This window comes from Sphingobium aromaticiconvertens (assembly GCF_037154075.1).
Classification (GTDB): Bacteria; Pseudomonadota; Alphaproteobacteria; order Sphingomonadales; family Sphingomonadaceae; genus Sphingobium; species Sphingobium aromaticiconvertens.
On the sequence record NZ_JBANRJ010000001.1, the window covers coordinates 661,606 to 686,673 of the forward strand.

The 25,068-nt window shown below is 63.8% G+C and carries 20 protein-coding genes and 1 riboswitch; of the genes, 10 read left to right on the top strand and 10 right to left on the bottom strand.

Features of this window, described 5'->3' with window-relative positions; translation table 11 throughout:
• Nucleotides 1-21 precede the first annotated feature (21 nt).
• Together WFR25_RS03375 and WFR25_RS03380 are read right to left on the bottom strand one after the other, a co-directional pair.
• A complete protein-coding gene (locus tag WFR25_RS03375; RefSeq protein WP_336968516.1) occupies nucleotides 22-801 on the bottom strand; it encodes an ABC transporter ATP-binding protein in 780 nt (259 codons plus the stop codon).
• The gene (locus tag WFR25_RS03380) at nucleotides 795-1,766 is read right to left on the bottom strand and encodes a FecCD family ABC transporter permease (RefSeq protein WP_336974643.1); all 972 of its coding nucleotides are present in this window, start codon (nucleotides 1,764-1,766) and stop codon (nucleotides 795-797) included. The genes WFR25_RS03375 and WFR25_RS03380 overlap by 7 nt, the downstream gene beginning before the upstream one ends.
• Before the next feature lie 128 nt (nucleotides 1,767-1,894).
• Here WFR25_RS03380 and WFR25_RS03385 point away from each other — a divergent pair, with 128 nt between their 5' ends.
• Nucleotides 1,895-2,776: an ABC transporter substrate-binding protein gene (locus tag WFR25_RS03385; RefSeq protein ID WP_336968518.1), complete on the top strand. Its 882-nt coding sequence runs from the start codon at nucleotides 1,895-1,897 to the stop codon at nucleotides 2,774-2,776.
• Here WFR25_RS03385 and bluB read toward each other — a convergent pair.
• The 4 genes from bluB to cobW are packed head-to-tail and all read right to left on the bottom strand — an operon-like array spanning nucleotide 2,763 to nucleotide 8,789.
• A complete protein-coding gene (gene bluB / locus WFR25_RS03390) occupies nucleotides 2,763-3,413 on the bottom strand; it encodes a 5,6-dimethylbenzimidazole synthase (protein ID WP_336968520.1) in 651 nt (216 codons plus the stop codon). The two genes, WFR25_RS03385 and bluB, sit on opposite strands and share 14 nt — an antisense overlap.
• Nucleotides 3,413-4,021 carry a cob(I)yrinic acid a,c-diamide adenosyltransferase gene (gene cobO / locus WFR25_RS03395; RefSeq protein ID WP_336968523.1) on the bottom strand — a complete coding sequence of 203 codons (609 nt, stop codon included), beginning with the start codon at nucleotides 4,019-4,021 and terminating at the stop codon, nucleotides 3,413-3,415. The genes bluB and cobO overlap by 1 nt, the downstream gene beginning before the upstream one ends.
• Nucleotides 4,022-4,023: 2 nt before the next feature.
• On the bottom strand, nucleotides 4,024-7,743 hold the full coding sequence (gene cobN / locus WFR25_RS03400) for a cobaltochelatase subunit CobN (RefSeq protein WP_336968525.1): 3,720 nt from the start codon (nucleotides 7,741-7,743) through the stop codon (nucleotides 4,024-4,026).
• On the bottom strand, nucleotides 7,743-8,789 hold the full coding sequence (cobW, locus tag WFR25_RS03405; RefSeq protein WP_336968527.1) for a cobalamin biosynthesis protein CobW: 1,047 nt from the start codon (nucleotides 8,787-8,789) through the stop codon (nucleotides 7,743-7,745). The genes cobN and cobW overlap by 1 nt, the downstream gene beginning before the upstream one ends.
• Nucleotides 8,790-8,928: 139 nt before the next feature.
• Nucleotides 8,929-9,172: riboswitch (cobalamin riboswitch) on the bottom strand.
• A gap of 127 nt (nucleotides 9,173-9,299) precedes the next feature.
• Here cobW and WFR25_RS03410 point away from each other — a divergent pair.
• Nucleotides 9,300-10,931 (top strand): TonB-dependent siderophore receptor, encoded by a 1,632-nt coding sequence (locus WFR25_RS03410; RefSeq protein WP_336968530.1) that lies wholly within the window; start codon nucleotides 9,300-9,302, stop codon nucleotides 10,929-10,931.
• Nucleotides 10,932-10,965: 34 nt separating this feature from the next.
• On the opposite strand, the gene WFR25_RS03415 is transcribed toward WFR25_RS03410, so the two are convergent.
• Nucleotides 10,966-11,958, bottom strand: coding sequence for an NAD(P)H-dependent flavin oxidoreductase (locus WFR25_RS03415; RefSeq protein WP_336968531.1), 993 nt, complete (start codon nucleotides 11,956-11,958; stop codon nucleotides 10,966-10,968).
• A gap of 77 nt (nucleotides 11,959-12,035) precedes the next feature.
• Nucleotides 12,036-12,653, bottom strand: a complete 618-nt coding sequence (locus WFR25_RS03420; protein WP_336968532.1) for a TetR/AcrR family transcriptional regulator — start codon at nucleotides 12,651-12,653, stop codon at nucleotides 12,036-12,038.
• 98 nt (nucleotides 12,654-12,751) lie between these two features.
• Here WFR25_RS03420 and WFR25_RS03425 point away from each other — a divergent pair, with 98 nt between their 5' ends.
• The 4 genes from WFR25_RS03425 to WFR25_RS03440 are packed head-to-tail and all read left to right on the top strand — an operon-like array spanning nucleotide 12,752 to nucleotide 16,877.
• Nucleotides 12,752-13,879 carry an acyl-CoA dehydrogenase family protein gene (locus WFR25_RS03425; RefSeq protein ID WP_336968534.1) on the top strand — a complete coding sequence of 376 codons (1,128 nt, stop codon included), beginning with the start codon at nucleotides 12,752-12,754 and terminating at the stop codon, nucleotides 13,877-13,879.
• 32 nt (nucleotides 13,880-13,911) lie between these two features.
• Nucleotides 13,912-15,360: an NAD-dependent succinate-semialdehyde dehydrogenase gene (locus WFR25_RS03430; protein ID WP_336968537.1), complete on the top strand. Its 1,449-nt coding sequence runs from the start codon at nucleotides 13,912-13,914 to the stop codon at nucleotides 15,358-15,360.
• Nucleotides 15,361-15,417: 57 nt separating this feature from the next.
• Nucleotides 15,418-16,179: an SDR family NAD(P)-dependent oxidoreductase gene (locus WFR25_RS03435; RefSeq protein ID WP_336968538.1), complete on the top strand. Its 762-nt coding sequence runs from the start codon at nucleotides 15,418-15,420 to the stop codon at nucleotides 16,177-16,179.
• 26 nt (nucleotides 16,180-16,205) lie between these two features.
• Entirely contained in the window at nucleotides 16,206-16,877 is a 672-nt protein-coding gene (locus WFR25_RS03440; RefSeq protein WP_336968539.1) for an SDR family NAD(P)-dependent oxidoreductase, read from the top strand.
• A gap of 45 nt (nucleotides 16,878-16,922) precedes the next feature.
• Here WFR25_RS03440 and WFR25_RS03445 read toward each other — a convergent pair whose 3' ends face one another.
• Both WFR25_RS03445 and WFR25_RS03450 read right to left on the bottom strand, forming a co-directional pair.
• Nucleotides 16,923-17,231 (bottom strand): hypothetical protein, encoded by a 309-nt coding sequence (locus WFR25_RS03445; RefSeq protein ID WP_336968542.1) that lies wholly within the window; start codon nucleotides 17,229-17,231, stop codon nucleotides 16,923-16,925.
• A 60-nt stretch (nucleotides 17,232-17,291) separates the two neighbouring features.
• A complete protein-coding gene (locus WFR25_RS03450; RefSeq protein ID WP_336968544.1) occupies nucleotides 17,292-18,182 on the bottom strand; it encodes an alpha/beta fold hydrolase in 891 nt (296 codons plus the stop codon).
• Nucleotides 18,183-18,432: 250 nt separating this feature from the next.
• Here WFR25_RS03450 and WFR25_RS03455 point away from each other — a divergent pair, with 250 nt between their 5' ends.
• From WFR25_RS03455 to WFR25_RS03470, 4 genes are all read left to right on the top strand, one after another.
• Nucleotides 18,433-20,262 (top strand): flavin-containing monooxygenase, encoded by a 1,830-nt coding sequence (locus WFR25_RS03455; RefSeq protein ID WP_336968546.1) that lies wholly within the window; start codon nucleotides 18,433-18,435, stop codon nucleotides 20,260-20,262.
• Nucleotides 20,263-20,417: 155 nt separating this feature from the next.
• Nucleotides 20,418-21,794: an aromatic ring-hydroxylating oxygenase subunit alpha gene (locus WFR25_RS03460; protein ID WP_336968547.1), complete on the top strand. Its 1,377-nt coding sequence runs from the start codon at nucleotides 20,418-20,420 to the stop codon at nucleotides 21,792-21,794.
• Nucleotides 21,791-23,578, top strand: a complete 1,788-nt coding sequence (locus WFR25_RS03465; RefSeq protein WP_336968549.1) for a thiamine pyrophosphate-binding protein — start codon at nucleotides 21,791-21,793, stop codon at nucleotides 23,576-23,578. Before WFR25_RS03460 ends, WFR25_RS03465 begins: the two co-directional genes overlap by 4 nt.
• A gap of 72 nt (nucleotides 23,579-23,650) precedes the next feature.
• Nucleotides 23,651-25,066 (top strand): aldehyde dehydrogenase family protein, encoded by a 1,416-nt coding sequence (locus WFR25_RS03470; RefSeq protein ID WP_336968550.1) that lies wholly within the window; start codon nucleotides 23,651-23,653, stop codon nucleotides 25,064-25,066.
• The last annotated feature ends 2 nt before the right edge of the window (nucleotides 25,067-25,068 follow it).

The window sequence follows — 25,068 nt, forward strand, 5'->3', positions numbered from 1 at the left end:
CATTGCGCGTCAATCAATCTGTCAATCGGGCAATCTGTCCATCGGGACGATCATGGGCGCGGCGCCAGATGTATCGATGAGGGCGTCGATGCCATAGACCGATCGCAGCCGCTCGGCGGTCAGTACCTCCATCGGCGCGCCGTCGGCGACAAGCGAACCGCCATGCATCAGCAGCAGCCGGTCGCAATAGCGCGCGGCCATCGTCAGGTCATGGAGGACCGCGACCACCAGCGCACCCGCATCCGCCTGCCGCCGCAACAGGGCCATAACATCGATCTGATGGCCCGGATCGAGCGAGGCCAGCGGTTCGTCCACGACCAGAGCGGGCGCTTCGACCGCCAGCGCGCGGGCCAGCAATGCCCTTGCGCGCTCGCCGCCCGAAAGGTCGGTGGCAATGCGGTAGCGCAGATTGGTGACATCCGCGCGATCGAGCGCCCGATCGACAGCGGCCAGATCGTCTGACGCCAGCGACGACATGGGCGCCAGATGCGGCAGTCGTCCCAGCGCGACCAGCCGTTCGACGCTGAGCGGCCAATGCAGCGTCTGCCCCTGTGGAAGATAGGCGACCTTGCGCGCCACGGCGGCGCGGGCCATCTGCGCGACTGGCTTGCTATCGATCAGAGCATTGCCGCTGCTGGCCGGGATCAGGCCCAGCATCACGCGCAACAGGCTGGATTTGCCCGCGCCGTTCGGGCCGATAATGCCGACGAGCCTGCCCGGCTCCAGCGCGGCGCTGACGTCGCGCACGACCTGGCGGCGGCCAAGGCTGACGCTGACCGAATCCAGTTGGATCGTCACCATATCCGCCGCTCCCGCATGAGGTGGAAGAGGAAGACCGGGACGCCCAGAAACGCCGTCATCACGCCAAGTTTCAGTTCGTTGGTCGACGGGATCAGGCGCACGCCTATGTCCGCCAGCGCAAGGAGCGATGCGCCCGCCAGTGCCGAGGGCAGAAGGATCGACGATGGCGCGCGGTCGGTGAGCGGGCGGATCAGATGGGGTACGATCAGGCCGACGAAACCGATCGCGCCCGACACGGCGACCGCGCCTCCCACTCCGATGGCGACGCCCAGCAGCAGGCGTAGCCGCGTGATCCGCAAATCGACGCCCAGCGCCCGCGCGCCATCCTCACCCAGCGTGAGCGCATCAAGCGCATGGCCATCGAACAACAGCAGCGCGATGCCGATGGCGATGCAGGGCAGGGCGATCAGGACATGCTGAAAGGACCGGTTCTCGATCGAACCCAGCAGCCAGGTCATGATCTCCATCGCGGCGAAGGGGTTGGGGGACAGGTTGAGGGCCAGGCTGATCCCGGCCCCGGCCAGGGTCGCGACGGCGATGCCGGCGAGGATCAGGGTCAGCGGGCTTTCCGAGTGACCGGCCAGAGCGAAAAGCAGCGCGAGTGAAATCAGGGCGGCGGTAATCGCCATCAGGGGGAGAAGTAGCGGGTGCAACTCTGCAAGCCCGAAATAGATGGCGCCAACGGCCCCCAGCGCGGCGCTGTTGGATGCGCCAAGGACCGATGGTTCGGCCAGCGGATTGCGAAGATAGCCCTGCAACGTCGCCCCGGCGAGGCCCAGCATGGCGCCCACGGCAAGGGCGATGATCGTGCGCGGCAGTCGCAGGTCGATCAGGATCGCCGATGCGACCGGATCGCCATGCCCCGTCAGCGCGGCCAGTGCGCGTGCCGGAGCGATCGACACCGCGCCCAACAGCATCGACGTTGTCGCGACGACGACCATCAGCGCCAGCAGGGCCAGCATCATCGCGGGCCTGCGCCAGCTAGGGACAAGGTGGCCAAGAACAGGATTGAACGTCAAGAAAATCCTCTTAGTCGATCGCTTGCCCCAGCGCGCTTGTGTCGCGGGACCGTATGGCTATGCATGACGGCGTCATGCCCTATCGCTCTTATCGTTCGTTCGTCAAAATTATAGCGGTGTTTGCCGCAATCGCGTCGCTGGGCGCTGTTGCTCAGGCGGGTGAAGGCAGGCGACCCCAGCGGATCGTCTCGCTCAACCTGTGCGCCGACCAATATCTGATCGCGCTGGCCGATCCGGGCCAGATTGCGGGGCTTACCCATAATGCTACCGATCCGGCCATGTCGGCGGGTGCCGCCAGGGCGCGGGGGCTGCCGATCATGGGGCAATCGGCGGAGGAGATATTGGCGATCAACCCGGACCTCATCATTGGCGCGCCTGCCCGTCGTAGCGGCGTCATGGCCGCGCTTAACGGGCGTGATTATCGCATGGTCGACCTTAAATCCGCCGAAAACTACGGGGACATCATCGCGCAGATCCGGCAAGTGGCGGCGGCGATCGGGCAGGGGCCGCGTGGAGAGGCGATGATCGCGCGGATGAACAGGGAGCTGACCGCACTGCCCCGGCTGCCGGGCAAGCCGGTCGCGGCCTATTATCAGCGTCGCGGCTATATGACGGGGACGGGCACGCTGGTGGATGACCTGATGAGGCGCGTCGGCCTCACCAATCTTGCCGGTAAACTTGGCAAGCCGTCGCTTTCCCAACTGTCGCTGGAGGAAATGATTATGGCCAATCCCGACTATCTGGTGGTCGAGAGCGCCACCGACCGGATCACCGATCAGGGCACGGAAATGCTGCATCATCCGATACTGGATGGCATCCCTCGACTGCGCGTGCCGCAGGCATGGACCGTCTGCGGCGGCCCTGCCTATGTGCTGGCAGCGCGCAGCCTGTCCCAACAAATACAACAGACTCAGGCTAGGACCGGGACAGGGGCGAAGCGGATTAACGCTCGCTGACATGCGCTCGCCAGTCCCGCCGTGCCTGCCAGCCGCGCCGATCAAGTTCGGGTATGTCTGACGGCGCCTTTGCATAGCCGATGCAGAGCAGGGCAATGAAATGCCACTGAGCGGGCGCATCCAGCAAGTCTGCGAGCCAGTCAGGTTCAAGGATCGACACCCAGCCAAGGCCGATGCCGCGACTCTGCGCCGTCAGCCACAGCGTATGGATCGCCATGATGGTCGAATAACGCAATGCTTCGGGCATGGTGGCGATGCCCAACCCATGGCCTTCGCGGGGGCTTTCATCGGAAAAGACCGCCACGATCTCCGGCGCTTCACGCAGGCCATGGAGTTTTAGCGAGGCGTAGAGCGCGGCCTGTTCCGCCTGCGTATAGCGTTCGCCCGCCTGTCGCGCGGCGGCATCGACATGGTCGGCAAGCGTGGTGCGGAGCGCAGGCGTGCGGAGGCGGACGAAGCGCCACGGCTGCGCGTTGCCGACTGACGGGGCAAGTCTGGTGGCGGCGAACAGTCGGTCCATTTCGTCTTCGGGCACCGGGCGGGTATCGAAATGCCGGACATCACGCCGCCAGACCAGCAGCTTTTCAAGGTCGCTTGCCTGTGTGGCTTCTGCGCTCGATGGCCCGTCATCCGGCATCAGAACTCGATACCGGCCTGCGCCCTGACACCCTGTTCACGGAAGGGATGTTTGATGAGCGTCATTTCGGTGACGAGATCGGCCGCCTCGATCAGCGCTTCGGGCGCATTGCGACCGGTGACGATGACATGGGTCATTTCCGGCTTGGCCTTGAGCACATCGATCACCTCGTCGAGCGGCAGATAGTCGTAGCGCAGCACTATATTGAGTTCGTCGGCCAACACCATGCCATAAGCGGGGTCGGCGACCATTCGCTTGACCTCGTCCCATGCCCCGCGCGCGGTCGCAATGTCGCGGGCGCGGTCCTGCGTGTCCCAGGTGAAACCCTCGCCCATCGGCTTGAACTCAACCTGCTCGGGGAAAGCGTCGAATACCACTTTTTCTCCGGTGGTCATCGCGCCTTTCACGAATTGGACGACGCCAACCTTCTTGCCATGGCCGATGGCGCGCACGACCATGCCGAGCGCCGCAGTGGTCTTGCCCTTGCCTTTGCCGGTATGGACGATCAGCAGACCCTTTTCGACCGTCTTGCCCGCAAGAATCTTGTCATGCGCGGCCTGCTTCTTCTTCATCTTCTCGGTATGACGTTCCTCGGTCCGTTCCACCATGATCATGCTCCTGCAAGGTCTGCGAGCAGCATGCCCGCGCTGTTCGATTTGGGTTTCCAAAGGCCGCGCTCCAGCGCTTCGGCAAGGCGGGCTGCGGTTTCGCGCAGCGCTGCCGGGTTCACTTCGCTCATGAAGGCACGGACGTCCTCATCCTCGATAAAGGCGGCGTGGACGGCGTCGAAATGATGGTCGCGCACGGCATGGGTCGTGGCGGCGAAGGCGAACAGATAATCGACGCTCGCCGCGATCTCGAATGCGCCCTTATAGCCATGGCGCATCACGCCCGCGATCCATTTGGGATTAGTGACGCGGGCGCGCACGACGCGGCCGATCTCATCCTCCAGCGTGCGGACGACGGGCCGTTCCGGGCGGCTATGGTCATTGTGGTAGGCGCGGGGGCGTTTGCCCGACAGATGCTCGACGGCTGCGGCGATGCCGCCTTCAAACTGGTAATAATCGTCGCTGTCGAGCAGGTCATGCTCGCGATTATCCTGATTCTGGACCACCGCGTCCACTTGGCTAAGTCGATCGGTAAAGAGCGTGCGTTCGGCGTCGCCCTTCACCCCCGCGCCATAGGCATAGCTGCCCCAGTCCAGGTAGACCGATGCCAGATCGGCGCGGTCGTGCCAGATCTTCTCGTCGATCATCGCCTGAAGGCCTGCGCCATAGGCGCCCGGCTTCGATCCAAAGACGCGAAACCCCGCGCGCAGCGCCGATTGGCCGGGGTCGCCGCCCTCTTCGACCAGCCGCGCGGTTTCGGCGCGGTGGCGGGCGGCGGCGGGGTTATCTTCCTCCGGCTCGTCCAGCGCCATGACCGCGCGGGCGGCACTGTCGAGCAGATCGATCTGTTCGGGAAAGGCGTCGCGGAAAAAGCCCGAAACACGGAAGGTCACGTCTACCCTTGGGCGGCCGATCTCCGCGACCTTCATCACCTCGAACCCGATCACCCGGCCTGACGTCCAGTCCCAGCGGGGCCGCACGCCCATCAGGGCGAGAGCTTGTGCGATGTCGTCGCCGCCGGTCCGCATATTGGCGGTGCCCCAGGCACTGAGCGCCATGGCGCGCGGATAGTCGCCCTCCCGCTGGAGATAATCGTCGACCAGCAGTTGCGCCGATCGCTTGCCCAATTCCCACGCCGTGGCGGTCGGCACCGACCGCGTGTCGACCGAATAGAAATTGCGCCCCGTCGGCAGGACGTCGGGGCGACCCCGCGTCGGCGCGCCGGAGGGACCGGGCAGGATGAACTGCCCGTCGAGGGCCGCGAGCAACGCGGTACGTTCCGCTTGGCCACAGGCGTCCACTCGAAGCGCGAGGTCGCCGAGCAGCGACTGCATGACGGCGGCGGAGGCAGGGCCGGGGGGCGTCTGGCCATCGACCAGCGCGATCGCCAACAGTTCCAGCCGCTCGACCGTGTCGCCAGTGCTGCGCCACGGATCGGTGGAGAGGATCGATAAGGGAGGGGGTGTAGGACCGGTCCACGCATCGGCCATCCGGCAATCGAGCGGGTCGAAGCCCAGCGACAGATCGTCCGCCATGGCGCGCAGCAGCGACGCCTGCCCCGCATGGTCATAGCCGCGCGGCGTCCGGGCGAGCGCGATCAGCAGGTCAGTCCGCAACCTCTGTTCGGGCGAGCGGGTGAAGATATGCAGCCCATCACGGATCTGCATTTCCTTTAGCTCGCACAGATAATTATCGAGCGCCGCCAGAGCATCATCGCCATCGCCTGCCGCGCCTGCGTCCATGTCCAGCCCTTGGCTACGAGCAAGGTTGAGGATTTCACCCTTCAGATGATTGATCCGGCGCGGGTCCATCCCGGCGGCCAGATAGTATTCGTCTACCAGCGCCTCCAGCGCCTTCAACGGGCCATAGCTTTCCGCGCGGGTGAGCGGCGGGGTGAGGTGATCGATGATGACGGCGCCGATCCGGCGCTTGGCCTGTGTCCCTTCGCCCGGATCATTGACGATGAAGGGATAGAGTTGGGGTATCGGTCCCGCGCAGATTTCGGGCAAGCAGCTGTCGGACAAAGCGAGCGCCTTGCCGGGCAGCCATTCCAGATTGCCATGCTTGCCGACATGAACGACCGCATGAGCGCCGAAATGCCGGTTCAGCCAGATGTGGAACGCCAGATAGCCATGGGGCGGGACCAGCGCAGGATCATGATAGGTCGCCTTGGCGTCGATATTGTAACCCCGCGCAGGCTGCACCGCGACCGCGACATGGCCGAAGCGGTGGACGGGGAGCTGAAAGGCGCCGTCCTGCACGAAAGGGTCGGCTTCGGGGGAACCCCAGCGCTCGGACACAGCCGCTCGCACGGACGCGGGCATGGTTTCGAACGCCGCCCTGTAGTCGGTCAGCGACAGGGCAACCTCTCCGGGGCGGTCGACCGAAGCGGGGGCGTTGGTGACGCCCGCCAGCATGATCGCCATCAGCGCTGCGCCGTCGGTGGGGGCGTCGCCGACCGTATAGCCAGCCTCTCTCAATGCTTGCAGGATCGCCACGGTGCTGGCCGGGGTGTCGAGACCAACGCCATTGCCCAGACGCCCGTCGCGATTGGGATAGTTGGCGAGCACCAGCGCGACATGGCGATCGGCAGCGGACGTTCGGCGCAGCCTCGCCCAGCCAAGGGCAAGGTCAGCGACGAAGGCAACCCGGTCGGGTGCGACCCGTGGCACGACGATGCCACATTCGGTACGGCCGTCGAAATGCTCGGAGGCCTTGAAGGCGACGGCGCGGGTGAAGAGGCGACCGTCCACTTCAGGCAAAGCGACATTCATGGCGAGGTCGCGCGGCCCCAGACCACGCGGACTTTCCCGCCACGCGTCTTCCTCCGCGCTTGCAAAGACGGTCTGGAGGATTGGGCAGTTGGCGTCCTCCAATATGCTCGCGCCGCGCGTCTCGCCGGGGGAGGAGGCGGCGAAGGCTGTTGCGTTCAGGATGACGTCCGGGGCGGTATTGGCGATCACGCCGCGCAGCCAGTCGATCGCAAAGGGTTCGCGCAATGCCCGCACATGCACCGCGATCACGTTCAGCCCGCGCGCGCCCAGCGCCTCGACCAGCGCGTCGACGGCATCCAATGTCCCCGCGATCATCAGCGCGCGATAGAAGCACAGCATCGCCACCGGACGACCGGCGATCCAGCGCTTGCGAACATCCGCCAGCGTCGGCCGTTCGATACCTGACAGATACAGGCCCGCATCGGCCACCGGGACGGGATCGTCCGGCAGGCCGATGTCCTCGCCGATCAGCCGGGCGGCATGTCGCAGGAAGCTGGTGGCGTTCGCTATACCGCCCTGACGCAGATAATCACGCAGTCGCTCGCGCACATTTTGAGGCAGCGTGGAGGCCGCGTCGAGCGTTGGGTCGGGTTCGCGCCCGTCGGCGATGGCTGCGAAGGCGATGCCCTTTTCCCGCGCGACACGGGCGATCTCATCCACGCCATAGGGCCAGTAGCTCTTGCCGCCCAGCAGCACGACGCACACGAAACGGGCGTTGGCGATTACCTTTTGGACATAGAGGTCGACCGAATAGGGGTGTTTGAGCTGGAGCAGGTTGGCGAGCCGGATGGTCGGCGCGTCTTTGTCCAGCGTTGCTACCGCCTTGGCGAAGCAGGCAAGTTCGCTGTCCGCCACGGTGAGAAAGACGATATCCCCCGGCGACTGGGCGAGGTCGATCGCCTCGTCACCATTGGAGATCGTTCCCGGCGTGGCGGCCAGCAAATGCATCAGGCGGGGACGGTGCCCAATGCCGCGCCAAGCGCGGCGTCGATCGCGGGCTGGTCCAGACCCTTCTGGCCGATCACCACCAACTGCGATGCGCGCGCTTCGCCGGGTGCCCAGGCGCGGTCGAAATAATGCTGGATACGGGGACCAACAGCCTGAATGACAAGGCGTGCGGGGCGGCCTTCGACGGCGACGAAGCCCTTGATACGCAATATGTCATGCTGTTCGATCAGCTTCGTCATCGCCGCCAGCAAGGCGTCGACCTCCCCGAGTTCGCCGCCCTGAACCACGAAGCTGTCAAAGTCGTCATGGTCGTGATCCGGGTCGGCATCATGATGGGATGGGCGGGTGTCCAGATCGTCTTCCGCCCCCGCGAACAGGCCGAGCAATATCTTGGCGTCAACCGCGCCCTGCACAGCGCGCACGATCTTTACGCCGCTGCGGGTGTCGCCGGCTATGTCGCCTTCTATCCGGGTCAGGCTATCGGCATCGACCAGATCGGACTTGTTGAGGATGACGAGGTCGGCGCAGGCCAGTTGGTCTTCGTACAGTTCCTCCAGCGGGCTGTCATGGTCGAGCGCGGGATCGGCGGCGCGGGCGAGCGCCAGTGCGGCTTCGTCCGTGGCAAAGCGACCATTGGCCACCGCGTCGGCGTCGATCAGGGCGATCACGCCGTCCACCGTCGCGCGGGTGCGGATGTCGGGCCATTGGAAGGCCTTCACCAGCGGCTTGGGCAGAGCCAGCCCCGACGTCTCGATGATGATATGGTCGGGCGGGCTGGGCCGGTCGAGCAATGTCAGCATCGTCGGCAGGAAATCGTCGGCGACCGTGCAGCAGATGCAGCCATTGGCCAGCTCGACGATATTATCCTCCGGGCAGGCTTCGTCATTGCAGCCGCGCAACAACGCGCCATCGACGCCGACATCGCCAAACTCGTTGACGATCAATGCCAGCCTGCGACCATTGGCATTTTGCAACAGATGCCGGATCAGCGTGGTCTTGCCCGCGCCCAGAAATCCCGTGATGACCGTTGTGGGAACCTTGCTCATACGCCTTTTCCTTCGTCGACTACGGGCAAGCGAACGACGTCGGGCGTGCGAGCGCGCACCCGACGCGGCGCCGTGCCGCATGGGTTTCGTCGCTCAGACGGAGAAAGACCGTGCCGTGACCATCCCCTGGATCAAGGCAAGAGCGACCGGTGCGCTGGCAGGTCTCCTGGCTTGCGGGTCAAAGCGCGATCCATGGCCTTCCCAGGCCTCGCAGGATTTAGCGTCCGGCCCAGTGGCTGTCGGCCACCGCATGGGTGATCGACGATATGCATCTTGCTCACCGCTCACAGTTGCAGGGACAGCCGCGGATTTGGGCGGCTCTCACCACCCGCACCGCATTCCCGTTTCAAGCCCTTGCGGGCACCGGCGCGATCATGTCCGCCCGAGGCCTTGCGGCGCCCAGCGGACGCGGTTTGGTAGAGTGAGAGAGCGGGCAGGTCAATGCAACAAGCAGGGCCGCGATAAGCGCCGGGCCAGCGAGCGTTCAGCGAACGCTATCATGTCAGCCCGATGCTGACCTTTGCGCCCGACCCGGCGACCAGCTTCACTTTAGTCGCCGCCTATCAGCATGCCCCCAGCGGCGGCGGCTATTCGGGCGTGCCCTATCGCGGATCGGTAGTGGAAAGCTCCATCGGCCGGTTGCCACGCACCATCAACACCGGCGATCCGGGCTATGAACGCTATAATCACAAGGCGAAGTCGATTGCGGGCTTTTTCCGCCACGATTTCGATGAGCATCTGACCGTCCGGTCGAACATCCGCTACCAGAATAGCAAGCTGTCATACCGCCAACTCTATATCGCGGGTTTCGCGACGACGGGGATCGGCGCGAACCGTAACAGCGATTATTCCACGATCATTCGGGGCGGTGGCGGCGCGGACGAGGATTTCGACACGCTGACGCTGGACAATAGCTTGAATGCCAAGTTCGCCACGGGCTTCATCCAGCATAACCTGCTGGTAGGGGTCGATTATCAGCGGATCACCGGTGAGAATGTTCAGCAGTTCAATACCGGCCAGACCACCAACCCCCTGACCAGCATTCCCAACCTCAACCTGCTGAACCCCGTCTATCGCGGGGTGTTGCCCAGTTTCGACCTGACGCAACTGTCGAGCGCTTACACCAACACCTATGGCAAGCGCGACCAGACGGGCGTGTATATCCAGGATCAGATCAGCATCGGGCGGCTGCAACTGATCGCCAGTGGCCGTCGGGACTGGTATGACCAGACGACGCTGAACCTCAATCCCGCGACTGCCGCTGCGCGTGCCGCGCCAGTGACGCGCCTGTCGCAAAAGGCGTTCACCATGCGTCTGGGCGCGCTCTATGCGTTCGAATCCGGGGTTTCGCCCTATTTCAGCTATGCTGAATCCTTCGAGCCGCAATCGGGTCTGGTCTATGTGTCCAGCACCGAAAACAGGCCTGCCACGCCCGTGACCGGTCGGCAATATGAAGGCGGCCTCAAATATCAGCCCGCAGGCACCAATGCCATTTTCACTGTGTCGGCCTATGATTTGCGACGTCAGAATACTTTGGTGGGCCATCCACAGGCTGGGACGGTTGGTATCCCTTCGACCGCGCAGATCCAGATTGGCGAGGTGCGGGTACGCGGCGTAGAGCTGGAAGGGCGTGGGGAGATTGTGCCCGGCTTCGATGTCGTCGCGGCGGCCAGCTATACCGACTCGATCATCACGCAGGGTACTCAGGCCGTCGCGCCGACCGCCACCAACAGCGGTACACCCACGACAACGGATACGCGTTCGCTGGGCACGCCCAAATGGGCCGCCTCCAGCTTCCTGTCCTATGATTTCGGCAAGAGCGGCAAGGCTGCGGGGCAGCTATCGGGCCTCAGCTTCGGCGCGGGGGTGCGTTATGTCAGCGGGTCGGATGGCACGACCAGCTATGACGTCATCAACAATGTGACGACGTTCCGGCGGTTTCACACCGATGGTTTTGTGCTGGTCGACGCGCTGCTTGGCTATGATCTGGGCAAGCTGTCGCCGGGGCTGGACGGGTGGAATGTGGCGATCAATGCCGCCAACCTGTTCGACAAGACCTATGTTTCGGCCTGTCCGTTCACGAATAGCTGCTATTATGGTGCGGGGCGCACAGTGGTCGGGTCGATCCGCTTCAACTGGTAACGGGGGCGGAGAGGTTGGCCTCCTCCGATCCTTTTCAGGCCATTTGCGGCTGAACGATAAAGCCTGCAAGCCGGTCGCGGATGATCGCTTCGGCCTCCTCCACGATCCGGCTGATGAGCGCGTCGCAGGTCGGTATGTCGCGTATCAGGCCCTGAACCTGTCCGGCCCAGATCAGCCCGGCGTCAAGATCGCCGGTTTCCAGCGCGGTGCGGCCCTTCGCGCCTGATACCAGCGGGCGGACATGGTCGAACACGGCGTCGGGGCGGCTGCCCAGTGCGACCACTTCGTCCGACACGGAGGTCTTTGCGACGCGGCCGGTGTTGCGGAAAGCGCGGAAGATGAGGTTGGTCGAGCGTTCGTCGTTGTCGACCAGCAGCTGCTTCACCTTGTCATGGATCGGCGCTTCGAGCGTCGCGCAGAAGCGGGTGCCCATGTTGATCCCCTCGGCCCCCAGCGCCAGCGCGGCTGCAAGGCCGCGACCATCGCCAAAGCCGCCGCTGGCGATCATCGGGATTTTTACCTGATCGGCGGCGGCGGGAATCAGGATCAGGCCGGGAATATCGTCCTCGCCCGGATGGCCCGCACATTCAAAGCCGTCGATCGAAATGGCGTCGACGCCCATCCGTTCGGCCGACAAGGCGTGGCGGACGGCGGTGCATTTGTGGATGACCTTGACGCCATGCGCCTTGAAATCGTCGACATGTTCCTGCGGCTTGTAGCCTGCCGTTTCCACCACGGTGATGCCGCTGTCGATGATCGCGCGACGATAGTCGGCATAGGGCGGGGGCGTGACGGAGGGCAATATGGTCAGGTTCACGCCGAAGGGCTTGTCGGTCAACGTCCGGCAGCGCGCAATTTCTCGCCGCAGGTCGTCGGGGGTCGGCTGGGTCAGGGCGGTGATGATGCCAAGGCCGCCCGCGTTGGACACGGCGGCGGCGAGTTCGGCGCGGCCGACCCACATCATGCCACCCTGTATGATCGGATGCTCGATCCCGACCAGTTCCGTAAAGCGTGTGCGGATCGCCATCGTCCCGTTCCCTTGATACCGTTATCTACTCACGAGTAGGTGGGCCGGGACAGGATGGATTGTCAATATGGGCGGGATCAGGCGGAGCGGGGCGCCATGCCCAAAAGGAGGAGATCGACCATCTGTTCGGCCAGACTCTCAGGCGAGAGTTCGCCATCCGCACGATGCCAGCGTGCGGGCCAATTCAGCGCGCCTGCAAGGGTAAAGGCCGCGATCTTGACGTCCAGCAGTGCGATCGAGCCGTCCTTCATCCCCTCTGTCAGCAGGCCGCGCATCGCCCGGTCGATTTCTCGCTTGAGGGCGCGGAAGCGGGTGGCGCTGGCTGTCGTTAGTGCCTCTTCCGCCGTGCGAATCACGCAGCGGCCGAAATCGTCCATGGTGATCCCCGAATAGCGGACCAGAAAGCTGCGCAGGCGGTCGAGGCCGTTGCCCGGTTGCGCGCGGGCCTCCGCCGCCGCTTCGCTCATTTGCGCGACGCCGCGGGTCACGCATTCAAGCAATACCTGATCCTTGTTACCCAGATAATGGTAGATGGTAGGCTTGCTGATCCCCAGACTGGCGGCGACATCGTCCAGAGAAGTGGCGTGGAATCCCCGCGCGTTGAACATCCGGACAGCCGCGCGCAGTACCGCTTCGCGCTTCTCTTCACGGTCGGCCTTGCGTTCGTCCTGATTGCGAAAGGGCGATATTTGCATCGCGGCGTCGATCCTTCACGGTTGGTAGCCCCCATGATTGACGAGGGGGCCATGCCGGTTCACTATACTCGCTGGTACAAGGGAGACCAGTGGGTTTCATGATTCTGAACGAAACGCAAACAGCCATTCGCGACATGGTGCGCGATTTCGCGCAGGATCGCATCCGTCCAAATGTCGCAGCGTTCGAGGCGGCGGCTGGCTATCCCCCTGCTTTGCTGGAGGAAGTGGCGGCGCTGGGCTTGATGGGCATGACCGCGCCAGAGGAAATGGGCGGGGCGGGGACGGATTATATCTCCTACGCGCTGGCGCTGATGGAACTGGCGGCGGGGGACGGGGCGCTCTCGACGATCATGTCGATCCAGAACAGCCTGATCGTCTCCGCGCTGGTGAAGCTGGGCACACCTGAGCAGCAGGCGCGCTTCCTGCCCGATCTGGTGGCGGGACGGATGATCGGCGCCTTTGCACTGACCGAGGCGGATGCCGGGTCGGACGCCGCCGCCATTCGCACTCGCGCAACGCGGGTCGAGGGCGGCTGGCGGCTGGATGGGACCAAGCAGTTCGTTACATCGGGCCGAATCGCGGGGGTGGCGATCGTGTTCGCCGTTACCGATCCGGCGGCGGGCAAGAAGGGCATGTCCGCCTTCCTCGTTCCCACCGACCGGCCCGGCTATGGTGTGGACAAGGTCGAGCATAAGATGGGGCAGGCCGCGTCGGACACCTGCGCGATACGCTTCGACAATCTGTTCGTCGAGGATGCGTTGATGCTGGGCGCACCGGGCGAGGGTTATCGCATCGCGCTCTCCAATCTGGAAGCCGGGCGGATCGGCATTGCGGGCCAGTGCGTCGGCATGGCGCAGTCGGCGCTGGAGATCGCGGTCGGCTATGCCAAGGAGCGCAAGAGCTTTGGCAAGCCCATCATCGAGCATCAGGCGGTCGGCTTTCGGCTAGCCGATCTTGCCACCCGGCTGGAAGCGGCGCGGCAGATGGTATTGTCTGCCGCCGCGCTGAAGGATGCGGGCGAACCCTGTTTGACGCAGGCGTCGATGGCCAAGCTGTTCGCATCGGAGACAGCCGAAGCGGTGGTGTCGGGAGCGATCCAGACGTTGGGCGGTTATGGCTATCTGGAAGATTATGGCCTTGCGAAAATCTATCGCGATGTCCGCGTTTGCCAGATTTACGAAGGCACGTCGGACATTCAGCGGCTGGTGATCGCACGCGCGCTCTGATCCTCCTTCTTACCCGATAAAAGGTGCCTGCCATGACCATGACCCTCGCCGATCCCGCGCTGCTGCGCGAACAATGCCTGATCAATGGCGCGTGGACGGGCACGCCCGCCATCGCCGTCACCGATCCCGCGACCGACGAGACGCTGGCGCGGGTGCCGGATCTGGGCACGGACGAAACGCGCGCGGCGATCGCGGCGGCCAAGGCGGCGATGCCCGTATGGGTGGCCAGGACGGCGGGCGAGCGGGCTCGCATCCTGCGCAAATGGTTCGACCTGATGGTGGCGCATCAGGAGGATCTGGCGACCATCCTGACCCGCGAGCAGGGCAAGTCGCTGACCGAGGCGAAGGGTGAGATCGCCTATGCCGCGTCCTTCGTCGAATGGTTCGCGGAAGAGGCCAAGCGCGTTTATGGCGAGGTCATTCCCAGTCATCGGGCGGACAGCCGGATCGTCATCATCAGGCAGCCGGTCGGCGTGGTCGCCGCGATCACCCCCTGGAACTTCCCCGCCGCGATGATCACGCGAAAGGCCGCGCCCGCGCTGGCCGCAGGCTGTACGATGGTGTTGAAGCCCGCGACCCAGACGCCGCTGACCGCGCTGGCGCTGGCGGTGCTGGCCGAACGGGCGGGTATCCCTGCGGGCGTATTCAACATCGTTACCGGATCGTCGCGGGTGATCGGCGCGGAACTGACCGCCAATCCCGATGTCCGCAAATTGAGCTTCACCGGATCGACCGAAGTCGGCAAGACGCTGATGGCGCAATGCGCGCCAACGATGAAGAAGCTGTCGATGGAACTGGGCGGCAATGCGCCCTTCATCATCTTTGCCGACGCCGACCTTGATGCTGCCGTCGAGGGGGCGATCGCGTCGAAATATCGCAATAGCGGCCAGACCTGCGTCTGCGTGAACCGCATCTTCGTGCAACGCGAGGTGGCGGCGGCGTTCGAGCAGAAGCTGGCGGTTGCGGTCGGCAAGCTGAAGGTCGGGCCGGGGATCGAGCCGGGCACGACCCAGGGACCGCTGATCAACGAGGATGCGGTCGAGAAGGTCGAGGAGCATATCGCCGACGCGCTGGCGAAGGGCGGGCGGCTGGTGACAGGCGGCAAGCGTCATCCTCTGGGCCACAGCTTTTTCGAGCCGACTGTAGTTGCGGGCTGCACGCCGGCGATGATGCTGGCGCGCGAGGAAACCTTTGGCCCGCTGGCGGCGCTGTTCGCCTTCGACAGCGAAGCGGAAGCGGTGGCGATGGCCAATGATACCGAGGTCGGACTGGCGGGCTATTTCTACACCCGCGATCTGGCGCGGGCGTGGCGCGTCGGCGAAGCGCTGGAGGTGGGCATGGTCGGGATCAACACCGGCCTGATCTCCACCGAGGTCGCACCCTTTGGCGGGGTGAAGGAATCGGGCATGGGCCGCGAAGGGTCGCGGCACGGCATCGAGGATTATACCGAGATGAAATATCTGTGCATGTCGGGCCTTTGAATCGGGGCGGACTGTAGCGCGTGATAATATTTTCCATCGAATGAAGGGTAAGCCTGAATGGACATCAACGGAATAGCAGCAGTCGTTACGGGCGGCGCGTCGGGGCTGGGCAACGAGACGGCGAAGATGCTGGCCGCCGGTGGCGCCAAGGTCGCGATCTTCGACCTGAACGAAGAAGTCGGCACGAGGGCGGCGGCCGAGATTGGCGGCGCTTTCTTCAAGGTGAATGTGTCGGACGAGGCGAGCGCGAGCGCTGCGTTTGAAGCGGCGCAGGCGGCGCATGGCGTCGCGCAGGTGCTGGTCAATTGCGCGGGCGTGGCCCCCGCGATCCGTATCGTCGCCAAGGATGGCACGCGCCATTCGCTCGACGCCTATCGCAAAGCGGTGGAGGTGAACCTGATTGGCACCTTCAACATGATTTCCCAGTTCGCCGAGGGCCTGATCGCCGCGAAGATCGAGGGCGAGGAAGCGGGCATCGTGGTCAACACCGCGTCGGTCGCCGCCTATGACGGGCAAATCGGGCAGGCGGCCTATGCCTCGTCCAAGGGTGGTGTGGTCGGGCTGACCCTGCCGGCCGCGCGTGATCTGGCGCAGCATCGCATCCGGGTGATGACGATTGCGCCGGGCATCTTCCTGACGCCGATGCTGATGGGTCTGCCGCAGGCCGCACAGGATTCGCTTGGTACGCAGGTGCCGCACCCCAGCCGTTTGGGTCGCCCGAGCGAATATGCGCAATTGGTCGGATCGATCATTGCCAATCCGATGCTGAACGGCGAAGTAATCCGTCTGGACGGCGCGATCCGCATGGCGCCGCGCTAAAGGATCGAAATAGGGGAGTCTCGACGATGGCAGGAATAGTGGCAGTAACCGGCGCGGCCGGTGCGCTTGGCCGGAAGGTCGTCGAGACTCTGGCCGGTTCTGGCTGGCGGGTGGTCGGTATCGATCTGGGTCCGGTCGGTGCGGATGGCGTCGCCTTGGCGCTGGGCGGCGTCGACCTGACTGATGAGGCGGCCATGGCCGGCGCGGCAGAGCGGATCGGCGCGGAACTGGGCCAGCTTGACGGGTTGGTGAATATTGCTGGCGGGTTTAGCTGGGAAACGGTGCAGGACGGCGCGGTCGCCACCTGGGACCGGCTCTATGCGATGAATGTCAAGACGACGTTGGTATCATCGCGCGCGTTGCTGCCGCTGCTGCGCGCATCGCGCGGCGGAATCGTCAATATCGGGGCGGCGGCGTCGGCCAAGGCCGCGACCGGCATGGGCGCCTATGCGGCGTCCAAGGCCGGGGTTGCGCGGCTGACCGAGGCGCTGGCCGAAGAGTTGAAGGATGAAGGCGTGCGGGTCAATGCCCTGCTGCCCAGCATCATCGACACGCCCGCCAATCGCGCGGACATGCCCGACGCGGAGTATGATCGCTGGGTGGCGCCGAGCCAGTTGGCGGATGTCATCGCGTTTCTGCTGTCTCCCGCCGCGACGGCAATCACGGGGGCGCTGATCCCGGTTACAGGACGGGTTTAGGGCAGGGTCGCTACGCGCGGTTAGCGACCCGGATCGGATTGGCAGCTATTCCTGGTCCCTGCCAAAAGCCAGCGCATCGGCATCACCGAGATGCTTTTCCCCCGCGAACAACAGATCCAGGCGGTTGCGGATGTCGCGCCTGTAATCCTGCGAGGCTATCGATCGTGGCGCACAGACGATGATCTCATCGGCTATGGCATTTTTGATCCGCTCGACGGCAGCTTCCTCCAATATATTTGCACGCCGCAACTCTGTGCAGAGCTGAACCAGGCCAGCGGCTGTCGCCTGCGCGCGCAGGCCTACATTGGTGAGGTCGAAATGCAGCTTCTTATGCTTGTCCTGGGGCATGGTCATTTTTGGCTCCTCTCACAGCGTCTATGACGTAACGCGTGAGGGCCGGTAAGGGTACAAAATTCAACGGACCCATTCATCGCGTGGTGGCGCCATTTGCGCGCTCACCTGTCGGTCGATGAAAGCGAACACAGCGTCGTTAAAGGCGTCATTGGCGTCGCCTGCGACCATGTGATGCGCGCCGTCGATATGGGCATAATCGGCATGGGGGACCATCTCCAGAAACTCGCGGGCGCTTTCCTCGGTGACGATATTGCTGTGGCCACCGCGGATCAGCAGCGTCGGCAGCGTGAGGGCGCGGGCGGCGTCGTCCAACAGGGTCGGCGTGTTCGCCTGTATTTCGCTATCCTCGCCCATCGCCATGAAGGCGGGGTCCCAGTGCCAGTAATAGCGACCATCGCGCAGGCGCAGGTTGCGGGCGAGGCCGCTATTATCCGCAGGGCGCGGGCGATGCGGTTGATAGGCGGCGACGGCATCGGAGGCTTCTTCCAGCGTGGCGAAGCCGTTGGCCGCCGCGCCCATGAAGCCCATGACATCCTTGGCGCCGTCGGCATTCACCTTCGAAGTGATGTCGACCAGCACGAGTGCGCGCATAGAGTCGGGATGGGCGGCGGCGACCAGCATGGCCGCCAGCCCGCCTAGCGAGGCCCCGACGACGATCGGCGGCGTGCCGATCGCGTCGACCACCGCGCGCAGATCATCGGCGAAGGTCTGGACGCTATAGTGGCTGTCGGGCGACCAGCCGCTGTCGCCATGGCCGCGCAGGTCGATGGTGATGGCGCGATAGCCGTGGCGGGCCGCCACCGCGACTGCCTTGCGCCAGCTCTGCCGGGTCTGGCCGCTGCCATGCAGGAACAGCACGACCTGTCCATCGTCCGGGCCGATGGCGTCGGCGGTCAACATCAGGCCCGATCCGGGCAAAGTCAGGCGTTCAATCGCGGTCATCATCGTCATTCCACTTCCATGCCATCCAGCGCGCCCTTTGTCAGTGCTGGATGGCAGCGCGGTGGCGAACCGGTGCGGACTCCCGCTTCCCTTGCGACTCCAAACCTAGCGCGCGCCGTAAAGGCCAGGACAGCCCGATCGGGAAATAATCGCTCCAGCGGTAACAGCGTCGGTCGGCCCTCCGCGGACCTCGGCGCCATTGCAAATGAACAGGTATGTTGATTAGTAGATCGAAAGAGATTGGAGTGATGGAGTGGAGATGAACTGCAAGCCGACCCGGACGCCTGCGCCCGATGCGTTCGACATCCCGACGCTGCGCGAGAAATATCGCGAGGAGCGCGACAAGCGCCTGCGATCGGACGGGCAGGCGCAATATCAGCCCACCACCGACGACACGACGCACAGCTATGATGTCGATCCGCATCTGCCCGTCACGCCCCGCGACCCGATTGTCGAGGATCTGGACGTGGTCGTGCTGGGCGCGGGTTTCGCCGGGATCATGGCTGCCTATCACCTGACCAAGGCGGGCGTGACCAGCTTTCGCAACATCGACCATGCGGGCGACTTTGGCGGCGTGTGGTACTGGAACCGCTATCCGGGCATCCAGTGCGATAATGACGCCTATTGCTACCTGCCGCTGCTGGAAGAAACGGGCTTCATGCCGTCGAAGAAATTTTCCGATGGCGTGGAAATCCAGGGCTATATCAAGCAGATCGCGCAGACCTTCGGCTTTCATGACAAGGCGCTGTTCCATACGCTGATCACTTCGCTGAAATGGGATGAAACCATCCAGCGCTGGCGCGTAGGCACCAGCCGGGGCGATGAGTTCCGCGCGCGCTTTGTCATCATGGGCTGTGGCGTGCTGAACATGCCCAAGCTGCCCGGCATCGCGGGCATCGGCGATTTCAAGGGCAAGATCTTCCACACCGCCCGCTGGGACTATGCCTATACCGGCGGCAGCTATCAGAATCCCACGCTCGACAAGCTGGCCGACAAGACGGTCGCGATTATCGGCACGGGCGCCACGGCGATCCAGGCGGTTCCGTTTCTGGCCCGCCATGCCAAACATCTCTATGTCATCCAGCGCACCCCCTCGACCGTGGATGAGCGGCCCAATCCGCCGACCGATCCAGACTGGATCAAGTCGCTCCAGCCCGGCTGGCAGGCGGAGCGGCAGGCGAATTTCCACCGCGCGGCGATGGAGTTTTTCGCGCCGGGCGAGCCGGACCTGATTTGCGACATCTGGACCGAGGTCGCCCGCAACCTGGCATCAGAGCTGGAGGCCGAAGGCTGGCCCGAGCTGAGCTTTGAGGACTTCATGGCGCGGCGCGAGGTGGTCGACTATCGCGTAATGGAGCGGCTGCGCGGGCGTGTGGATTCGATGGTGTCGGACAAGGCGACAGCCGAAGCGCTCAAGCCCTGGTATCGGTTCCTGTGCAAGCGGCCGCTGTCCAGCGACGACTTTTACGGCGTTTTCAACCAGCCCAATGTGACGTTGATCGACGTCGCGGATACCAAGGGGCTGGAGCGGATGACGGAAGGGGGCTTTGTCGCCAACGGCAAGAACTATGATGCCGACTGCATGATCTTTGCCAGCGGGTTCGAAGTGACCAGCGAATTGAAGCGTCGCTGGGGCATCGACGTGGTCGAGGGTCGGGATGGCGAGTCCATTTACGACCATTGGGCCAACGGTCCCAAGACGCTGCACGGCACCATGACCCATGGTTTCCCGAACCAGTTCTTCATAGGCTATATTCAGGGTGGCTTGAATGCCAGCGTGACCGAGCAATTCGGACGGCAGGCCCAGCATATCGCGCATATCATCGAGCAAACGATGCAGCGCGGTGCCGCGGCTGTCGAGCCGACGCAGGAGGCGCAGGACGCCTATGTCCGTCACTTCGAAGAGGTGGAGTTGGATATCTCTGCGTTCCAGCAGGAATGCACGCCCAGCTATTTTACCAATGAAGGCCAGGTGAAGGCACCCTGGGCACTGTTCCGCAGCTATGGCCCCGGCTGGACCGCGTTCCAGGCGCTGCTGGAGGAGTGGCGGGAGAAGGGCGATCTGGAGGGCATGACGCTCTCTTCCTGATCGCCGGGGGGATACTCGCTTCTGGCCTGCGGCTTTCATTTTGGGGGCTGGGCCAGTTGCGATACGCATGTTGAACATCTGCCCGACATGGGCGCGCGAAAGATGACGTCCCGCCCCGCGATCAGCCGGGAGGGAGCACGTTGCAGGAGGATGTCGTGACCAAGCCGATCAACATCAATGTCGAGGATCTGGCGAAGCCGCTAACCTATCCGACGCAAGCCTTTCTATCGAAGGATTATGCGGCGGCGGAGAAGGAACTGCTGTGGCCCAAAGTGTGGCAGATGGCGGCGCGGGTCGAGGAATTGCCGGAGGCCGGCGACTGGCTGACCTATAATATCTGCGATGATTCGATCATCATCGTGCGGACCGCGCCTGAAACGTGGAAGGCCTTTCATAACGTCTGTCCGCATCGCGGACGACAGTTGGTCAACACGCCCGATGGCGTGCATTCGGTGCGGGGGAGCAACCGCAAGTCCTTCATCTGCGGCTTTCACGGCTGGACCTTCGATACCGAGGGCAGCAACACCTATATTCTGGACCCGCAGGACTGGCAGGGCGCGCTGACGCCCGAATGCACACACCTGTCGGAGATCAAGATCGATATATGGGGCGGCTGGGTCTGGATCCATATGGATCTGGAAGCGGAGCCGCTGGAGGAATTCCTGGGCGACGCCGGGCGCATCCTGTCGCATTTCGAGATGGACAAGATGCGCTACAAATGGCGCAAATGGGTGGTCTATCCCGCGAACTGGAAGACCGCGCTTGAGGCGTTCATGGAGCCGTATCACGTCGCGGGCACCCATACCCAGTTGCTCGATCATGGTGACTATTACGCTTATAGCGCGGCCTATGGCCTGCACGGCGTCAGTGGTTTCGACCAGCGCGACCCAGCGTTCAGCATGAGTCAGAGCAGCAGCGTGACGCGCGCGGGCAAGGGCGAAGACCCGCGCCGTTCGACCTACAATCTGATCCGTGAAAATTACGAGACACTGAATTATGCGGCGTCGACAGAGACGCTGGTCAATGCGGCCAGCCGACTGGTGGACGAACTGCCCGAAGGGACGTCTGCGCCGGATGTAATCGCGCACTGGCTGAAATCGGCAAAGGCAGATGATGCAGCTCGCGGTGTGATCTGGCCGGAGATTCCGCCGGAGATCATGTCCGAAGCGGGCCTCGCCTGGAATGTCTTCCCCAACATGTCGGTGCTGCACGGCATCACCTTCGCGCTCTGCTACCGAACCAGGCCCTTTGGCGACGATCCCAATATGTGCATCTTTGAATCCTACGCGATCGAGCGCTTTCCCGAGGGCGAAGTGCCGCAAACGGAATGGGAAGAAACCGAAGCGACGGCCGAAGGCTGGGGTTCGGTCCTCGCGCAGGATTTCTCCAACATGGAATGGGTGCAGAAGGGCATGAAGTCGCGCGGTTTCCGCGGGCCGCTGCCCAACCCGCACCAGGAACGCAAGATTACCAATTTCCACCGCAACATAGCCGCGTACATGGGTACGGGCGCACCGAGGTTACTCAAATGAGCTATGACGATCCCAAGCCCGCGACCGCTGTGACAACTGCATCGGGCAAGCCGGGCACGCCGGTTTACAAGCGCGTGCTGGACCTGTTCGAAGCCGAGGGCATCAATACCCTGTTCGGCATTCCCGATCCCAACTTCGTGCACATGTTTCTGGAAGCCGAACGGCGCGGCTGGACCGTGGTCGCTCCGCACCATGAAGCCGCCGCTGGTTTTATGGCCGAGGCTGCTTCGCGCATCACCGGCAAGCCTGCGGTCGCCATTGGCACGCTCGGGCCGGGCATCGCCAATATGGCGCCTGCTATCCAGTGCGCGCTGGTCGAACATTCGCCCGTCATCTTCCTGTCGGGCCAGCGCGCCCGCGTGACCGAACAGCGTGTCCGCCGTGGCCGCATCCAGTTCGTCAAGCAGATGCCGCTGTTCGAAAATTCGGTGAAGTACGCTGCATCGATCGAATATGCCGACCAGACCGACGAGGTGATCCGCGAGGGCATCCGCAAGGCGATGGGCGGCACGCCCGGCCCGGTCTATATCGAATATCCCAGCCACATCATCCTGGAAGAACTGGACCTGCCCGCGCCGCTGGTGCCCGAGCGTTATCGGCTGGTCAATCAGGGCGCGGACATCGACCGGGTGCATGAAGCGGCCAAGCTGATCCGCGAAGCCAAGAACCCGATCCTGCTGGTGGGGCATGGCGTCCATACCTCGCGCACCGGCACGGTGGTCAAGGAACTGGCCGAGCTGATGAACTGCCCGGTCATCCAGACCTCGGGCGGCACATCGTACATCAAGGGGCTGGAGGATCGTACCTTCCAGTACGTCTTCTCCAACGCGTCGATCGAGGCGGTGACGGAGTCCGATCTCGTCCTCGCGCTGGGCACCGAACTCGGCGAGCCGGTGCATTTCGGCAAGTGGCGCTACTGGCAGAAGAACGAGGCGATCCGTAAGTGGATCTATGTCGAGCAGGACCCCGCCGCAATCGGCGTGAACCGTCCGATCGACGTGCCGCTGGTCGGCGACCTTCGCGGCGTCGTGCCACAGTTGGTCGCTGCGCTCAAGGACACGCCGCGCCCGCCCGCACAGGGCCTGGCCAAATTCATGAAGGACGGTCAGGATGAGCTGGACCAACTGGCCGCTGAATCGCTGACCAAGAGCGATGGTACGGGCGAATTGGCCATCCACCCGGCCCGTCTGGCCGTGGAAGCGACGCAGGCCTTCCCCAAGGACGGCATCCTGATCCGCGACGGCGGGGCCGGTGTGGTGTTCCAGTGGACCTATTCACAGTGCAAGCCGAATGACGTGATCTGGAACCAGAATTTCGGTCATATCGGCACCGGCCTGCCCTATGCCACCGGCGCGATGCTGGCGGACAAGGCGGCGACCGGGGTTGCCCGTCCGGGCATGCTGCTGACGTCGGACTCCTCCTTCCTGTTCCATATCGGTGAACTGGAAGTGGCGGCCCGCACGAAGCTGCCTTTGGTCTGTGTCATCGGTGTCGACCATCAATGGGGTCTGGAAGTGGGCGTGTACAAGCGGACCTTCGGTCAGGGCACGGAAGAAACCGGCACCCACTGGAGCAAGGACGTCCGCTTCGACAAGATCGGCGAGGGCTTTGGCTGCCACGGCGAATATGTGACCAAGGCGGAAGACATCAAGCCAGCGATTGAGCGCGCCTATGCCAGCGGCAAGGTGGGCGTGGTTCATGTCGTGATCGACCCCAAGGCGAATTCGGAAGAAATGCCGAAATATGCCGAATTCCGCACCTGGTACGCCGAAGGCACCCAGTAAGACGGGCGAAGCCGGGCCTGTCAGTGGCAGGCCCGGTCCTTAAGTAAATCCCTCCATTCATACGGGTGAGATATGCGCGACTATCGGAAGTTCTACATCGACGGCCAGTGGGTCGATCCGGTCGAGCCGAAAACCGCGGATGTCATCAACCCGGCCACTGAAGCCGTTGCCGGTAGCATCTCGCTCGGTTCGGTCGCGGATGTGAACAAGGCGGTGGCCGCCGCGCGCAAGGCTTTTCCGGGTTGGTCGCAGACCAGCCGCGAGCAGCGGCTCGACATTCTCGGCGCGATCCAGGCGGAATATCAGCGACGTCAGACCGAGCTTGGCGATGCGATCATGGAAGAAATCGGCGCGCCATCGTCGCTGGCCCATGGCTTCCATGTAGGGCTGGGCGCGGGGCATCTCCAGACCGCGATAGAAGTGCTGCGCGACTTCAGGTTCGATGAATTGCATGGGGCAACCATGATCGCCAAGGAGCCGATCGGCGTCTGCGCGCTCATCACGCCTTGGAACTGGCCGATGAACCAGACCTGCGTGAAGATATTTCCGGCACTGGCCACCGGCTGTACGATGATCCTGAAACCGCCCCAGCTTGCGCCTTTCTCCGCCCAGATATTGGCGGAAATACTCGACGCGGCGGGCGTGCCGGCGGGTGTGTTCAACATGGTGCAGGGCAGCGGCAGCGTCATCGGCACCGCGCTGTCGACCCATGAGGATGTCGACATGATCTCCTTCACCGGATCGGAGCCGGTCGGCGTCCAGATCCAGAAGGATGCGGCGACCACGATCAAGCGCGTCGGGCTGGAACTGGGCGGCAAGAGCGCGTTCATCGTTCTGGACGATGAGGCGCTGGCCGCCAATGTCGGCGGTGCCACCGGCGGCATGATGGGCAATTCGGGGCAGACATGCAGCGCCGGTTCGCGCCTGCTGGTGCCTGCCTCGCGCATGGACGAGGTCATTGCGGTGGCGCGTGCCGCTGCGGAGGCTGTGACGGTCGGCGACCCCACGGGCAATGTCGCGATGGGTCCGGTCGTCTCCAAGAGCCAGTACAATATCATTCAGGACTATATCCAAAAGGGTCTGGATGAAGGGGCGACCCTGATCGCCGGTGGTCCCGGTCGTCCCGAGGGGATCGACAACGGCTGGTTCGTCAGGCCGACGGTGTTCGTGGGCACCAACGACATGGTCATCGCCCGCGAGGAGATTTTTGGGCCGGTGCTGGTCATCATCGGCTATGACGATATCGATCATGCCGTAGAGATCGCCAATGACAGTGATTTCGGTCTGGCGGGCTATGTCAGCGGCAGCGATGCGGAGCAGTGCCGCGCGGTGGCCCGGCGGATGCGGACCGGCTGGATCAGCATCAATGGTGGCTTTGATTTCCACGCACCGTTCGGCGGCTACAAGCGCAGTGGCAATGGGCGCGAATGGGGCGCGCATGGCTTCCTTGAATATCTGGAAGTGAAGTCGCTGCTGGGTTACGCCTGACC

Excerpts from the sequence above, each read along its gene's own strand:
- WFR25_RS03385 (WP_336968518.1), top strand. The coding sequence starts at position 1,895 with ATGCCCTATCGCTCTTATCGTTCGTTCGTCAAAATTATAGCGGTGTTT.
- WFR25_RS03410 (WP_336968530.1), top strand. The coding sequence starts at position 9,300 with ATGCTGACCTTTGCGCCCGACCCGGCGACCAGCTTCACTTTAGTCGCC.
- WFR25_RS03435 (WP_336968538.1), top strand. The coding sequence starts at position 15,418 with ATGGACATCAACGGAATAGCAGCAGTCGTTACGGGCGGCGCGTCGGGG.
- WFR25_RS03430 (WP_336968537.1), top strand. The coding sequence starts at position 13,912 with ATGACCATGACCCTCGCCGATCCCGCGCTGCTGCGCGAACAATGCCTG.
- WFR25_RS03420 (WP_336968532.1), bottom strand. The coding sequence starts at position 12,653 with ATGCAAATATCGCCCTTTCGCAATCAGGACGAACGCAAGGCCGACCGT.
- WFR25_RS03455 (WP_336968546.1), top strand. The coding sequence starts at position 18,433 with ATGAACTGCAAGCCGACCCGGACGCCTGCGCCCGATGCGTTCGACATC.
- cobO (WP_336968523.1), bottom strand. The coding sequence starts at position 4,021 with ATGGTGGAACGGACCGAGGAACGTCATACCGAGAAGATGAAGAAGAAG.
- WFR25_RS03375 (WP_336968516.1), bottom strand. The coding sequence starts at position 801 with ATGGTGACGATCCAACTGGATTCGGTCAGCGTCAGCCTTGGCCGCCGC.
- cobN (WP_336968525.1), bottom strand. The coding sequence starts at position 7,743 with ATGCATTTGCTGGCCGCCACGCCGGGAACGATCTCCAATGGTGACGAG.
- WFR25_RS03450 (WP_336968544.1), bottom strand. The coding sequence starts at position 18,182 with ATGACGATGATGACCGCGATTGAACGCCTGACTTTGCCCGGATCGGGC.
- WFR25_RS03380 (WP_336974643.1), bottom strand. The coding sequence starts at position 1,766 with ATGATGCTGGCCCTGCTGGCGCTGATGGTCGTCGTCGCGACAACGTCG.
- cobW (WP_336968527.1), bottom strand. The coding sequence starts at position 8,789 with ATGAGCAAGGTTCCCACAACGGTCATCACGGGATTTCTGGGCGCGGGC.
- WFR25_RS03465 (WP_336968549.1), top strand. The coding sequence starts at position 21,791 with ATGAGCTATGACGATCCCAAGCCCGCGACCGCTGTGACAACTGCATCG.
- WFR25_RS03415 (WP_336968531.1), bottom strand. The coding sequence starts at position 11,958 with ATGGCGATCCGCACACGCTTTACGGAACTGGTCGGGATCGAGCATCCG.
- WFR25_RS03440 (WP_336968539.1), top strand. The coding sequence starts at position 16,206 with ATGGCAGGAATAGTGGCAGTAACCGGCGCGGCCGGTGCGCTTGGCCGG.
- WFR25_RS03445 (WP_336968542.1), bottom strand. The coding sequence starts at position 17,231 with ATGACCATGCCCCAGGACAAGCATAAGAAGCTGCATTTCGACCTCACC.
- WFR25_RS03425 (WP_336968534.1), top strand. The coding sequence starts at position 12,752 with ATGATTCTGAACGAAACGCAAACAGCCATTCGCGACATGGTGCGCGAT.
- WFR25_RS03470 (WP_336968550.1), top strand. The coding sequence starts at position 23,651 with ATGCGCGACTATCGGAAGTTCTACATCGACGGCCAGTGGGTCGATCCG.
- bluB (WP_336968520.1), bottom strand. The coding sequence starts at position 3,413 with ATGCCGGATGACGGGCCATCGAGCGCAGAAGCCACACAGGCAAGCGAC.